A 13,636-nucleotide genomic window follows, 5' to 3' on the forward strand; every position below is an offset into this window, starting at 1 on the left:
TGTGAAATTGACGAGAAAGTACTGTGAAAAAAGTTGTATTGAAATAATTATTTATAAAAGGGTACGCCCCTTACTGGGAGGTAAGGGGCACAGGAAATGCAAATTTATTTGTAATTTGCTAAGTTGATTATAACATATATACCCATCTATACATGTTGCAAAATTATGAACATAACTAATATTTAGTAACTAGGAATAACGAAGGTTGTATGACTTAAGCTGTTTTTATATGAATGCTTATAATGATTTACATAAATGGATAGAAAAAAGGGATACTCAAGATCATTAACGAAATGGCACTTAGAAATATATCATAGCTGGGAAGATCCTAAAGAATTAGTTGTAGAGTTATTAGATACAGTTGAATAATAAAAGTTGAAATACGGGTTCTTCGGCCAAAGGATGCCTTGATGGCGGAACGAAAAAAAGCTCAAGTTCTCTATTTTAACGTATTATCCGAAATTCATCTCCCACCTACCGCTGGGCTATCGCCCTTCACGCGCCTCTGGACGGAGAATTTTTTCGGTAAATTTGTTAAAATGTACCCTATAGAATAGACACTTAAAAAAGTCTATTCTATAGGGTACAGATTAATCTATCGCCTTTTTTATTTTTTATTAAAAAATAAATTTAAATCAGTTTTATCCGTATCATAAGCTAATGCTTCAGCAATACAATCTTGAATAATTTCCAATTTAGCTTTTTCAAAGAATGGTACTGCAAAAATATAATCCGATCCTGCTCTTTGAATAATCAATACATTTTGCATACCACTACCTAAAATACCAATTCCAATTAATAGTAAAATAAGTCCGAATATAAAGTTATTTCCTATGGTACTAAAGGAAAAAAGAATAATAATCAATCCTAATATAATGGGTTTTATTCTATACTGAGAAGAAATCATTGTAGAACTAATATTTTTCAAAGGAATGCTTTGATTATCTTTTCCAGCAGGAATAAACCCTAATATAGTGTTTCCAGTGGATACTTTTACAAATCTTGAATCAACTGAAACAAACCCTTTAATCCAAAAAAACAAAAGTGACAAAGAAAAATCTGTTTTTTTCTCCATTTTATCCTCCTAAAATGTAAAATATTCAATTTATGAAAATAGTATATCAAATTTCCCGTAAATTGGGAATAGCGCAATTTGTTCTTTGTAGGTAATACTTTTTTCTTTGTTGCTCGTTTCTTCAACCTTTTCACGGTTTGTTTTTTTGTTAATATTCCATTTATGAAAAGGATAATATTTAATAGGATTCTTCCAACAAAAACGGCAACTCCTTGTATCTTCCAATTCTTTATTAGGATTACATAAAGGATTGGAAGTAGTATAAGGGCCAAAATCCTGACTCCTTTTTTATCTCTCCGTCTCAAAAAACTCAATCCACTCTCCGTCAGGACCAGCGAAGAATATGTAACGTGTTCCATCTGGTAATGTTTCAATTTCTTCTCCTAGTAAAAAGGTTACTTTGTGTTTCTGTATTCTTTCAATTTCATCCTCTAATGAATCCACTTTAAAGCAAATGTGATGTACTTTTCCTTCTGCCGGAAGGGAAGAGTTGTAACCTTCAATTAGTTCAATTATCGTTTCTTTCGATTCTTCCACACCTAAAAAAGCGAGTTTTAAGTCTGGATTTGGATGTCCCATACGTTTAATGAGTTGTAAGCCGACTACTTCTTCATAAAATGAGATAGATGTTTCTAAGTTTGCAACCATAAGTCCAACGTGTTCTATTCTTCTAACTGGCATGTAGATTCCTTCCTTCTTTCTGAAAATTATATACAATATATTATTGAAAATTAAGAAAATAAGCAAGATAAAAACCTTACAAATTTTAGCTTGTTATATGGTATAGTGAGAAAGTATGTTTGGGGAGAAGGAAGGAGATTATACGATGAATACACCTACTCAAACTCCTTCATTATCGGAAACGATGAAAGAGTGGCATTATGCATTAGCATATGAAATTAAACATTGGAAAACGATAGGTGGTAGTAAAATTTCTATCATTAACGGTCGTTTTTTATATACAGATTATGAAAGTACAGTATACGTATTTCAGCTTATTTCGGAAGTAAGCTTACCTGAAGGTTCACCAATTCGAATTGAGTTTGATGGTGAGGAAGCGACAGGAGAAGTATTATCTGTACATGGATTAGAAATAGAACTGAAATTAAATGATTATATACAAGGTGAAATACGAGAAGCGGTTTTATACAGTGAACCGTGGCAACTGTTAGAACAACTACAAGAGAGATTGAAAGAGGCACATAAAGATAAGCTAAAACGTAATCGTATAAAGCGTCTTGTTGATGGGACGAGCAGTCCGAAACATATTGAAAAGATGAAAAATACGAAAAATGAATTGGCGTATCGTTCTTTTTACAATCCAACAACGTACGTGTGGGGACCACCGGGAACAGGGAAGTCTTACAATTTATCGCGTATTATTTCTGCTCATTATCAAAAAGGAAAATCGGTACTTGTGTTAGCTCATAGTAATGCGGCAGTTGACGTATTAATGAGCGAAGTAACGAAGCAAATTGAGAAGAAAAAGAAATGGACACCTGGTGAAATCGTTCGTTACGGTTATAGTCAACATGAACATATACGAAATCATGAAACGTTACTTGCATCGAAGTTAGTTGAAACGACGAATGGATCTTGGGGAGAAGAAAGACTCTATTTAGAAGAGACACGACAAGATCTTCGTGAAAAGATTTTATCATATAAAGCGACTTCTGCTGATAAGAAGCGTATACAAGAGATTGAAAGTGATCTTCGAAAGCAAAAAGCGAAAATTAAAGAAGTAGAAAAAGAATACATTGAAAATGCGAAAGTAATCGGTGCGACTTTATCGAAATGTGCAATTGATTCACTTATTTATGAGCGTACATTTGATTTAGTTGTCGTAGATGAAGTAAGTATGGCTTATGTGCCGCAAATCGCATTAGCTGCTTCACTTGGGAAACGTATTGTCGTTTGTGGTGACTTTTTACAGTTACCTCCGATTGCGATGGCGAACCATGAACTCGTTCGAAAATGGCTCGGTGAAGATATGTTTTATCATGCAGGGATTGTTGATTCTGTAAATAAATCAGAAGCACATCCGAACCTTTTTATGCTGCAGGAGCAAAGACGTATGCACACGGATATATCGAAGTTTACGAATTCATTTATTTATAAAAATAGAGTATACGATCATCCATCTGTTTCAGAGCGTAAAGAACTTGCGAAACTGCAACCGTTCGCAAATGAGGCGAGTGTTTTATTTGATACGAGCTTAATGGGAGCCTTTTCTTTAAAAGACGCTGCTTCCGGTTCTCGTTTTAATATTATGTCTGGGTTAGTAGCGATGCAAATGATGTTAATTGGATTGTTAGACGGTGTTCAATCTATCGGTGTAGTTACGCCTTACAGGGCACAGTCCCGCTTTTTATCAACGTGCATTAGAGAAATGTTGCAGAAAACGAAATATCAAAACATACCAGTTTTAGCGGCGACAGTTCATAAGTTTCAAGGGTCTGAAAGAGATATGATGATCTTTGATACGGTAGATAGTTATCCGCAAGAACGCCCTGGCGTGTTATTCTTTGATCATAAAAACCATCGCCTCGTCAATGTAGCAGTAACGAGAGCGAGAGGGAAGTTCATTCAATTATCAGATTGCCACTACATGCGTAAAAATCTTTCGAGAAAACAAGCGTTATCGCAATTAACAGCTCATATAGAACGTCACGGAGATGTGTATGATCGCACGACATCAAGACAATTGTGGGAGCGAAAAATCTCGAAACGTTTACGCTGGTTTATGGAAATGAATCTTGAAGAACCGAAAGGGTTATTAAAAGATATTTTAGCTGCGAAACGAAAAATTATCATTTCCCTTCCAAGTACAAGGCAAGTAGATAAACGAGTATGGCAAGCGTTAATGCGTACAAATGCGCAAATAACGGTGTATAGTGATGGACCAGTTCCATTAAAAAATGTAAAATTACAAAGGCAAAACAAAGCGTTCCCGTTTATAGTAATCGATGATGAAATCTTTTGGGCAGGAGCACCTCTTACATCTCAAATGATGTTTGAAGGAAGTATGGAATTTCCGTACATATGTGCAAGATTACAAGCACCTGAAACAATTGGCGTATTAAAAGGGTTTTTAGATATTCGGTAAATTCAGATAGGAATTCCTTGACTTTTGCCTGGAATGAACTTAGAATGAAAATAATTTAATATAATTTTATGAAAATTCTTATCACGAGAGGTTGAGGGACTGGCCCTATGACACCTCGGCAGCGGATTCTTTATGAATACTGTGCCAATTCCAGCAAGGTAACTTGAAAGATAAGAAAGAAGCTCATTTTGACTGTATATACAGAAGCCTCTTTCTATCTTTTAGAAAGAGGCTTTTTTACGTGAAAATAAAAGGAGGAAGAAAAATGGGAGCGACAGGAGTAACGTCACAAAGAAAAACAATTGAAGAGAGTATAGAAAGAAATAAGGAAAAGTACATAGAAACAAGTCATAATATTCATGCGAATCCGGAGATTGGTAACCAAGAATTTTACGCATCAAGAACGTTAAGTTTGTTGTTAGGAAGCGCAGGATTTCAGTTGCAGCACAATATAGCTGGACATGAAACAGGATTTATCGCGCGGAAAAGTTCAGGAAAACAAGGACCAGTTATCGCATTTTTAGCGGAGTATGACGCTTTACCAGGACTCGGTCATGCGTGTGGTCACAATTTAATTGGTACAATTAGCGTTGCAGCAGCGATCGCATTATCAGAAACGCTTGAAGAAATTGGCGGAGAAGTTGTCGTGTTCGGAACACCAGCAGAAGAGGGCGGGCCAAATGGTAGTGCAAAATCGAGTTATGTGAAAGCTGGCTTATTTAAAAACATTGATGCGGCGCTTATGATTCATCCGAGCGGAAAAACAGCTCCAACGAGTCCGTCACTAGCAGTTGATCCACTAGATTTTCATTTTTACGGAAAAACAGCTCACGCAGCAGCCTCACCAGAAGAAGGAATTAACGCATTAGATGCGATTATCCAGCTGTATAACAGTATTAATGCACTTCGCCAACAACTTCCGTCAGATGTGAAAATTCACGGAGTTATTACTGAAGGCGGGAAAGCACCTAACATTATTCCTGACTACGCTGCAGCAAGGTTCTTCATCCGCGCAGCAACGAGAAAAAGATGTGCGGAAGTAACAGAGAAGGTAAGAAATATCGCACAAGGGGCAGCGTTAGCAACAGGCACAAAAGTGAAAATTCATCAATTCCAAAATGAAATCGATGAATTGCTCGTGACAAAAACATTTAATGACGTCGTAGCCGAAGAATTAGAACTACTTGGTGAAGACGTAAACCGTAAAGAAAGAGTAGGAATTGGCTCAACAGATGCAGGAAACGTAAGCCAAGTTGTACCGACAATTCATCCGTACATTAAAATCGGACCAGACGATTTAATTGCGCATACGAATGAATTTAGAGAAGCAGCTCGTTCAGAACTAGGAGACAAAGCGTTAATTACATCGGCAAAAGCATTAGCGAATACAGCGTATCGATTAATTACGGAAGAAGGGTTATTAGAGAAGGTGAAGGAGGAGTTTAGGGAGGCGCGGAAGAATCAGGGGTAGGGAAGAAGGAGAATTATACTCGGGATTTTTTAGTAGGAAATCGAATGAAAAAAGAACCAGCCTATGGCTGGTTTTATTATATTATAAAATGATTTTTCCACATACACTTCATATTTTTACCTTAGTACCCTCTTATCAGAACGACAATTTCTCTTCAAATTCACTCTTTAAAACTATTAAAGGAGATGATAATCCGAATTGCATTAAAGAATCTAAAAATGCAGCGAGAGAATCCATCGAATCGCTCATGACCTTCATCATATAATTAAACTCCCCGCTAATTCGATATAAATCTGTTACTTCAGGAGCAGCATTACAAAATTGGATAAAATCAGAGCATTGGCTCGTTTTAAACATAATAAATGCTTGAATGTTTTTATTAATTTTGGAAGGCTCAAATCTCGTTCGGTATGCCGCTATAACTCCTTGATCTTCAAGTTTGTTAATCCGTTCTTTTACAGCAGGCTGCGTCATGGATATAATCCGCCCTATTTCTGAAACGGAAATTCTCGCATTTTCATACAACAAGTTCATAATTTTATGGTCGATTTCATCCAGTTTTACTGCATTTTGCATTGTGTAGCCTCCTTGTTTTGTTTTCCAAAGTAAATCGTAAATTATAACTATAATATCATAAGTTAACTAACTGAATTACCTATAAATCTATATTTAAAATTATTAGTATTTGCTTAAAAATATAAGTATAGGATTTATTAAACGGAAATTTAGGAAGGATGGAAAAAATGAAGAATTTTGATGGGAAAGTAGCGTTAGTAACAGGAGCGAGTCGCGGCATCGGCCGTGCCATTGCAATAAGATTGGCGAAAGATGGGGCATTAGTTGCAGTTCACTACGGCCGAAATAAAACAGCTGCAGATGAAACGATTATTGAGATTGAATCTAATGGAGGAAAAGCGTTCTTAATTGAAGCTGAGCTTAATTCAATGGATGGTGTCAAAAAGCTAGTAGAACAATTAAAGAATGAATTACAAGCAAGAGTTGGTACATCAGAGATTGATATTTTAGTAAATAATGCAGGCATAGGTATACAAGGAACGATTGAAAATACGACAGAAGAAATTTTTGATGAAATTATGGCCGTAAATATTAAGGCGCCGTTCTTCTTAATTCAGCAAACATTACCATTACTACGAGCAGAAGGGCACATTATTAACATTTCATCGGCCGAAGTACGACTTGGTTTTACAGGATCAATTGCATACGGTTTAAGTAAAGGTGCATTAAATACGATGACACGTCCTCTAGCTAAACATCTTGGAGAAAGAGGTATAACCGTTAATACAATTATGCCTGGATATACGAAGACAGATATTAATGCGAAATTGCTAGATAATCCGGAAATACGAAATTTTGCTACGAGTTCGTCTGTTTTTGGACGAATAGGGCAAGTTGAAGATATTGCAGATGCAGTCGCATTCCTTGCTTCTTCTGATAGTCGGTGGGTAACAGGGCAGGTTTTAGATGTTTCTGGTGGGTTTTGTTTATAGGCGGAATCACTCTATAATTATTAACTTGAGATTATTTAAAAGCTATAGAGACTCCACCTTTCGAAAATATTTTAACTATTGAGTTGTAAAACGAACTGTAGTTTTTCATTTTGGGAAGGCTATGGCCTTTTTTAATGGTGGCATAGATATGATGAGAGGAAGTTGAGTTTTGTTAATCAAAAAAATTGATTAATGAGTTGCATAAAGAACTAAACAGCGTATATACTATAAATATCAAAAAAAGTTGATGAAGGGAGAGTGAACTACAGTGGCACAAGATTTTCAGCTCTATGAGAAAAAATTCAAAGCATTAGCGGATCAGAAGCGTTTAGAGATTATGTATGAACTTTGCCAGCGGGGCCAGACTTGTGTATGTGATTTAACAGAGGTTTTTGAAATGACGCAATCTAAGTTGTCCTATCATTTAAAGATCTTATTAGATGCAGGTTTAATTGTAAAAGAAACAAAAGGTACGTGGAGTTATTATGATTTAAATGATGCGGAAGTAAATAATTTATTATCAGAAGAATTATGCTGTATCTTTAGAAAAACAGGCAAAGGTAGCTGTTGTTAAAATTTTGCACTATTAATCAAAAAAATTGATTAATAACATATAAAGAGGAGGAATAAGCTATGAAATATGTTCACGTTGGTATAAATGTTACGGATTTAGAGAAGTCTATTGAATTTTACGAAAAGGTATTTGGTGTGTCACCAGTTAAGGTGAAAGTGGATTATGCAAAAATTTTATTAGAGACACCAGGACTTAATTTCACACTGAACGTAAGAGATGAAGTGAAGGGAAATCAGGTAAATCATTTTGGTTTCCAAGTGGATACAGCTGAAGAAATTACATTTCATAAAGAAAGATTAGAAAAAGAAGGGTTCTTTGCACGTGATGAGATGGATACGACTTGTTGCTATGCGGTTCAAGATAAGTTTTGGGTAACGGATCCTGATGGGAACGAGTGGGAATTCTTTTATACAAAAGCACATAGTGATGTTCATAAAATTGAAGATCCATCTTGTTGCACGACTTCTAACGTAGTAGAAAAAAATTCTTGTTGTTAATAGGAGATGGAAAATAAAATGAAACGTTTATCTTTTCTAGATCGATATTTAACACTATGGATTTTTCTAGCTATGGCTGTTGGGATTGGTTTAGGATTTGTGTTTCCTAGTGTAGTAGACGGACTAAATACATTACAAGTTGGAACGACGTCCATCCCGCTCGCTGTTGGTTTAATTGTCATGATGTATCCACCGTTGGCGAAAGTTCGTTACGAGGAAATGGGCCGGGTATTTAAAGATGTAAAAGTATTGGTTTTATCTTTAGTGCAAAACTGGATTATTGGTCCTGTACTTATGTTTGTTTTAGCAATTATTTTTCTTCCAGATAAGCCAGAATACATGGTCGGGCTCATTATGATTGGTTTAGCACGTTGTATTGCAATGGTAATTGTTTGGAACGACCTTGCTGATGGGGATAAAGAGTATGCAGCAGGTTTAGTAGCTTTTAATTCAGTATTCCAAATGTTATTCTTCTCAGTTTATGCATACGTGTTTGTAACAGTAATCCCAGAGTGGTTAGGAATTGAAGGGGCTATTGTAGATATTACAATGGTAGAAGTAGCGAAATCAGTATTTATCTATTTGGGAATTCCTTTTATAGCCGGTATGTTAACACGATTTGTATTAGTGAAACTAAAAGGAAGACAGTGGTATGAAAAGGTGTTTATACCTAAGATTAGTCCACTTACATTAATTGCATTACTATTTACGATTATCATTATGTTCTCTTTAAAGGGAGAAATGATTGTTAGCGTACCATTTGATGTAGTAAGAATAGCGATTCCGCTATTCATCTATTTTATTGTGATGTTCTTTGTTTCTTTCTTTATGGGAAGAAAAATTGGTGCAAATTATCAGGTGACAACAACGTTAGCATTTACAGCAGGTAGTAATAACTTTGAGTTAGCGATTGCTGTAGCAGTTGGTGTGTTTGGTATTCATTCAGGCGCGGCATTTGCAGCTGTTATCGGGCCGTTAGTTGAAGTACCTGTAATGATTGCACTTGTAAACGTTGCTTTTTGGTTTAAGCGTAAATATTTTAATGATCAACCAGTATAATTTAAAAATAAAGGTGGAAAACAACATGGAAAACAAAAAGACAATTTATTTTTTATGCACAGGAAATTCGTGCCGGAGCCAAATGGCAGAAGCATGGGGCAAGAAATATTTAGGAGATAAGTGGAATGTTTATTCTGCAGGAATCGAAGCACACGGAGTAAATCCAAATGCTATTAAAGCGATGAATGAAGTAAACATCGACATAACGAATCAAACATCGGATATGATTGATTCAAATATTTTAAATAACGCTGATTTAGTCGTTACGCTTTGTAGTCATGCAGATGCTGTGTGTCCATCTACTCCTTCACATGTGAATCGTGTTCACTGGGTATTCGATGATCCAGCAGGAAAAGAATGGTCTGAATTTCAACGTGTTCGCGATGAAATTGGGGAACGTATAAAACGATTTTCTGAAACAGGGGAGTAAATAAAGGAAAGAGTCAATTTTCTATTGTATAGGGGATTGGCTCTTTTTCTATACATAGTCACTACTGCATTGGTTTACAACAACTATCTCAACGAATGCAGAATATTATGTAAGAATGATATAGTTAGAATGATATAGTTAGAATGGTAGTCTGCCTCTATTAAATTTATATATAGAAAAAAACACTATTGGTAATTAACAATGAATAAAATTTTGGTTTTTAGAGTAATCGAGATAGTAATCATAAAAAATAGCGTGTAATAAAAATTTTTTCACATGAAAGGAAAAAAGGGTGAAACACATAATAAAAGACGTATTAATAAATTATTTTAAAGAAATTCATTCACTAGCAGTGGAAGAAGAGCTACATAAAAATAGCTGGAATACAGATCTACACTATAAAATTATGGTGAATGGGAAGCGATATTCCGCACGGTTTATCAATAGCAAGCGAACAATCAATCCAGCTTTTGGGGCGTTATCAAACGAACAACTGATAGAGCAAGTACGTTTTACGTATTATTTACGCGAGCATGGAGTCCTTTTTATGCAAATTAATAAAAATAGGTCAGGGGAGTCATTTACATTAGTCGCTTGGAATGATGAACAATACCGATTTATATTGTCTAATTGGATTGAAGGAGAACATATTACACTCTGTACAGAAGCTATCGCAGAAGCATTTGGAAAGGAAGCAAGAAAGGTTCATGATATTTCTAGTGCATTTCAAAGCGCGATTTTTCAGAAGAAATCTCATTTGGATGGGTATGCCCAGTTTATTAATATGTTAGAAAGCAAGACAAGCGCATGTAAGGAATTGCGGGAGTATATAGATCTTGCTAAATATCATATAGACTGCGCATATACGAGTGAATTAGAGTTTATTGTACAAACAGACTTAAATCCTTTGAATGTTTTATGGGGCTCAAGTCAACAGGTAAAAGGAATTGTAGATTTTGAATCTATTAGTTATGTTGACCGTATTGAAGGGTTAGCCTTTTTAATAAAATGGTACTCTCGAACGAAAGGAATACAGTCGCATAAAGTATGTCCGGAAGTTGCTAGAGCATTTTTAGAAGGATATAAAGCTAATAACATTTTAACTTCAAATGATTATAAAAGACTTTCTTCGTTGCTATGGTTATCCGGTAGTTTAAATTGGAACTTCGTTAAAAAGACGATGAGTCTATTAGGTGACGGGAGAGAATTAGAGGGACATTTGAAAGTTTATAGAGTAAGGGGAGAAAGGTTGTCTTCATTGTTTTAATTTGTAGATAACATTTCTTCTCTTTTGGGATTTATAAAACAAAGCATATGAGGTGTTCTAAAAATGAAAATACAAATTGCATTGTTTGACGGATTCGGAGAGCTTGTCTCCTTTGCACCTTTTGAGGTATTGAAAAGAGCGATAGAAGAAGGGGCTCCGTTTACGGTTGAGTTAGTTTCTAGTGAACAAAAACAAGAAGTTACTACCTCGTTTGGAGTTACGGTGAAACTACATGATTTTTTACGAATGGATAATCGCCCAGATTTGTTAATTGTACCTGGTGGTGGCTGGAATCATAAAGCAGGACATGGGGCAAGAAAGCAAGCAGAGCGTGGTACTTTGACTAAAATGATTAGAGAGATGCACAATGAAGGAACGATTGTTGCTGGAGTTTGTACAGGAGGTATGTTACTAGCTGCATCGGATATATTGAATGATAAAAAGGCAACAATGCATCGTTTGGCGCAGAATGAAATTCGTACATATGGGGCCGAAATTCTTCCTTACAGAATTGTGGATCAAGGCGATATTATTACTGCAAGAGGAGTTACTTCAGGAACTGATTTAGGTCTGTGGATCACGGAAAGGTTCGCAAGCCCACAAATTGCAGCTGCTGTTGAATATAGAATGGAATACGAGAGGCGAGGTGTTGTTTGGAAGTAATTCGACCGTAATCATAGTTTTTTGCTGTAGAGCGTATTACATATCCTTAAAGAAAAAGGGCCTACTCGTAGGAGTTGGTTCTTTCTTTTATACACTACTATTTTTTACAGTAATATCCTTTCCAAAAAATCATAGAATGGATTATGTATTTTGTTTCATAGTGATAATGATTTTTATTATATATTCATAAATTAGTAAAAAGTAGTTTACAAATTTGCATTAGGCTTATATAATTTGACTCATATAAAAAAGTTTCCTCAGGGAAACTTAGGTATGAATTTACATTCATATTATATTTTTTTGTCTGAAAGTTGCCTTTGTGCAAAATAATTATATTAACGAAAAAAGAAGGGGGAATACACAAAAAATGAGTGAGGCTATAATCGTCAAAGATTTGTTTGTATCCTATCAAGGGAATCAAGTAGTTCAAAACGTTTCTTTTGAAATTGAAAAAGGAAAACTCGTTGGAATTATCGGTCCAAACGGTGCGGGGAAATCTACTTTAATGAAAGCTGTTTTAGATTTAATCCCAAGTGATAAGGGATATGTTCGGATTCTTGGAGAGGATATTCGAAGCGCTAGAAAACATGTTGCATATGTACCGCAAAGAAGTGATATAGATTGGGATTTCCCAATCACAGTTATAGATGTTGTGCTAATTGGAACGTATCCATCTTTAGGTATGATGAAAAGACCGAAGAAAGAACATCGGGATTGGGCTTTTGAATGTTTAAAAAAGGTCGGCATGGAGGAGTTTAAAAATCGCCAAATTGGTGAGCTTTCAGGCGGACAACAACAACGTGTCTTTTTAGCGAGAGCGTTAGCACAAAAGGCAGAGATATTTTTCTTAGATGAACCATTTGTTGGAATTGATGTAACAAGTGAAGAGACAATTATTAAAATTCTTAGAGAGCTACGTATAGAAGGGAAAACAATTGTTGTTGTACATCACGATTTAAGTAAAGCAGAGTCCTATTTTGATAAATTACTATTACTGAATAAAAGCTTAATTCATTACGGGGAAGTACGACAAGTATTAGAACCAACTGTTATGTCAAAAGCATATGTGAATCAAGGAATATTGTTTAATAATGCAGCGGAGGTACATTCATCATGAAGATTGTAGAATTTATAGATGCATTAACGCAGTACAGTTTTCTGCAAAAGGCGCTTTTAACTTCCGTTATGGTAGGAGTGATTTGTGGGGTAATAGGATGTTTTATTATTTTACGAGGTATGGCATTAATGGGTGATGCGATCTCACATGCCGTTCTTCCTGGAGTAGCACTTTCTTATATGATCGGTATGAACTATTTCATAGGGGCGGTTTTAACAGGTGTTATTACTGCAGTTGGAATTGGATTTGTAAGTCAAAATAGTAGAATTAAACATGATATGGCGATAGGGATTATGTTCACATCTGTTTTCGCTATAGGGATTATTTTAATCACCTTTATGAAGAGTAGTTCTGATTTGTATCATATTTTATTCGGGAATGTCCTATCAGTTCGTTCTTCTGATATGTGGATGACACTTATTATTGGAGTGGTTATTATCGGGCTTGTGATGCTGTTTTACAAAGAATTACTCGTATCCACTTTTGATCCAACGATGGCGCAAAGTTATGGGTTGCCGAACAAATGGATTCATTACGGCTTAATGATTTTACTTACAATGGTTACAGTTGCTTCACTTCAAACTGTAGGAATTATTCTAGTTGTCGCTATGCTTATTACACCGGCGGCTACGGCGTATTTATTAACAAACCGTTTATGGGTCATGATTTATTTAGCCGCAGGTATTGGTGCACTTTCATCTGTAGTAGGGCTATATTTTAGTTTCTCTTATAATCTTGCTTCAGGTGCAACAATTGTTCTTGTCGCAACATTCTTGTTCGCATTGGCATTCTTTTTTTCACCGTCACAAGGTTTGTTTTGGAGAGCTATCAAAATTAGAAAAAATAGAGCAGAGTTGTCATAATTGATT

At 35.5% G+C, this 13,636-nt stretch carries 15 protein-coding genes and 1 riboswitch; of the genes, 12 read left to right on the forward strand and 3 right to left on the reverse strand.

All coding sequences use genetic code 11. The features are described 5' to 3' along the window. Positions 1-255 precede the first annotated feature (255 nt). A complete protein-coding gene (locus tag JFT89_RS04005) occupies positions 256-369 on the forward strand; it encodes a regulator (RefSeq protein ID WP_242488368.1) in 114 nt (37 codons plus the stop codon). Positions 370-607: 238 nt separating this feature from the next. Here the strand turns inward: JFT89_RS04005 and JFT89_RS04010 are convergent, their stop codons facing one another. Both JFT89_RS04010 and JFT89_RS04015 read right to left on the reverse strand, forming a co-directional pair. Further along, positions 608-1,075 carry a hypothetical protein gene (locus tag JFT89_RS04010; RefSeq protein ID WP_002066226.1) on the reverse strand — a complete coding sequence of 156 codons (468 nt, stop codon included), beginning with the start codon at positions 1,073-1,075 and terminating at the stop codon, positions 608-610. Between the two features lie 288 nt (positions 1,076-1,363). After that, positions 1,364-1,756, reverse strand: a complete 393-nt coding sequence (locus JFT89_RS04015) for a VOC family protein (protein ID WP_201039474.1) — start codon at positions 1,754-1,756, stop codon at positions 1,364-1,366. A gap of 115 nt (positions 1,757-1,871) precedes the next feature. Here JFT89_RS04015 and JFT89_RS04020 point away from each other — a divergent pair, with 115 nt between their 5' ends. Then, positions 1,872-4,181, forward strand: coding sequence for an AAA domain-containing protein (locus JFT89_RS04020; protein WP_201039475.1), 2,310 nt, complete (start codon positions 1,872-1,874; stop codon positions 4,179-4,181). A 75-nt stretch (positions 4,182-4,256) separates the two neighbouring features. Further along, positions 4,257-4,358, forward strand: a riboswitch (SAM riboswitch). 88 nt (positions 4,359-4,446) lie between these two features. Next, entirely contained in the window at positions 4,447-5,652 is a 1,206-nt protein-coding gene (locus JFT89_RS04025) for a M20 family metallopeptidase (protein ID WP_033706986.1), read from the forward strand. Between the two features lie 135 nt (positions 5,653-5,787). Here JFT89_RS04025 and JFT89_RS04030 read toward each other — a convergent pair whose 3' ends face one another. After that, the gene (locus tag JFT89_RS04030; protein ID WP_002066230.1) at positions 5,788-6,228 is read right to left on the reverse strand and encodes an Lrp/AsnC family transcriptional regulator; all 441 of its coding nucleotides are present in this window, start codon (positions 6,226-6,228) and stop codon (positions 5,788-5,790) included. Positions 6,229-6,395: 167 nt separating this feature from the next. Here JFT89_RS04030 and JFT89_RS04035 point away from each other — a divergent pair, with 167 nt between their 5' ends. The 9 genes from JFT89_RS04035 (at position 6,396) to JFT89_RS04075 (ending at position 13,630) form a co-directional block, all read left to right on the forward strand. Continuing rightward, on the forward strand, positions 6,396-7,160 hold the full coding sequence (locus tag JFT89_RS04035; RefSeq protein ID WP_016095771.1) for an SDR family oxidoreductase: 765 nt from the start codon (positions 6,396-6,398) through the stop codon (positions 7,158-7,160). A gap of 268 nt (positions 7,161-7,428) precedes the next feature. After that, entirely contained in the window at positions 7,429-7,734 is a 306-nt protein-coding gene (gene arsR / locus JFT89_RS04040) for an arsenical resistance operon transcriptional regulator ArsR (RefSeq protein ID WP_000046018.1), read from the forward strand. Between the two features lie 59 nt (positions 7,735-7,793). After that, positions 7,794-8,231, forward strand: coding sequence for an ArsI/CadI family heavy metal resistance metalloenzyme (locus JFT89_RS04045; protein ID WP_201039476.1), 438 nt, complete (start codon positions 7,794-7,796; stop codon positions 8,229-8,231). A gap of 18 nt (positions 8,232-8,249) precedes the next feature. Next, positions 8,250-9,290 (forward strand): ACR3 family arsenite efflux transporter, encoded by a 1,041-nt coding sequence (gene arsB, locus JFT89_RS04050; protein ID WP_033706987.1) that lies wholly within the window; start codon positions 8,250-8,252, stop codon positions 9,288-9,290. Positions 9,291-9,315: 25 nt separating this feature from the next. Further along, positions 9,316-9,720 (forward strand): arsenate reductase (thioredoxin), encoded by a 405-nt coding sequence (gene arsC / locus JFT89_RS04055; protein ID WP_201039477.1) that lies wholly within the window; start codon positions 9,316-9,318, stop codon positions 9,718-9,720. Positions 9,721-10,012: 292 nt separating this feature from the next. Further along, positions 10,013-10,987 (forward strand): phosphotransferase enzyme family protein, encoded by a 975-nt coding sequence (locus tag JFT89_RS04060; protein WP_201039478.1) that lies wholly within the window; start codon positions 10,013-10,015, stop codon positions 10,985-10,987. Positions 10,988-11,050: 63 nt separating this feature from the next. Continuing rightward, on the forward strand, positions 11,051-11,650 hold the full coding sequence (locus tag JFT89_RS04065) for a DJ-1/PfpI family protein (protein WP_201039479.1): 600 nt from the start codon (positions 11,051-11,053) through the stop codon (positions 11,648-11,650). Between the two features lie 367 nt (positions 11,651-12,017). Then, on the forward strand, positions 12,018-12,767 hold the full coding sequence (locus tag JFT89_RS04070; RefSeq protein WP_002084653.1) for a metal ABC transporter ATP-binding protein: 750 nt from the start codon (positions 12,018-12,020) through the stop codon (positions 12,765-12,767). Further along, the gene (locus JFT89_RS04075) at positions 12,764-13,630 is read left to right on the forward strand and encodes a metal ABC transporter permease (RefSeq protein ID WP_002165479.1); all 867 of its coding nucleotides are present in this window, start codon (positions 12,764-12,766) and stop codon (positions 13,628-13,630) included. The genes JFT89_RS04070 and JFT89_RS04075 overlap by 4 nt, the downstream gene beginning before the upstream one ends. The last annotated feature ends 6 nt before the right edge of the window (positions 13,631-13,636 follow it).

Origin of the sequence: Bacillus sp. TH25 (genome assembly GCF_016650935.1) — a bacterium.
Taxonomy (GTDB): Bacteria; Bacillota; Bacilli; order Bacillales; family Bacillaceae_G; genus Bacillus_A; species Bacillus_A mycoides.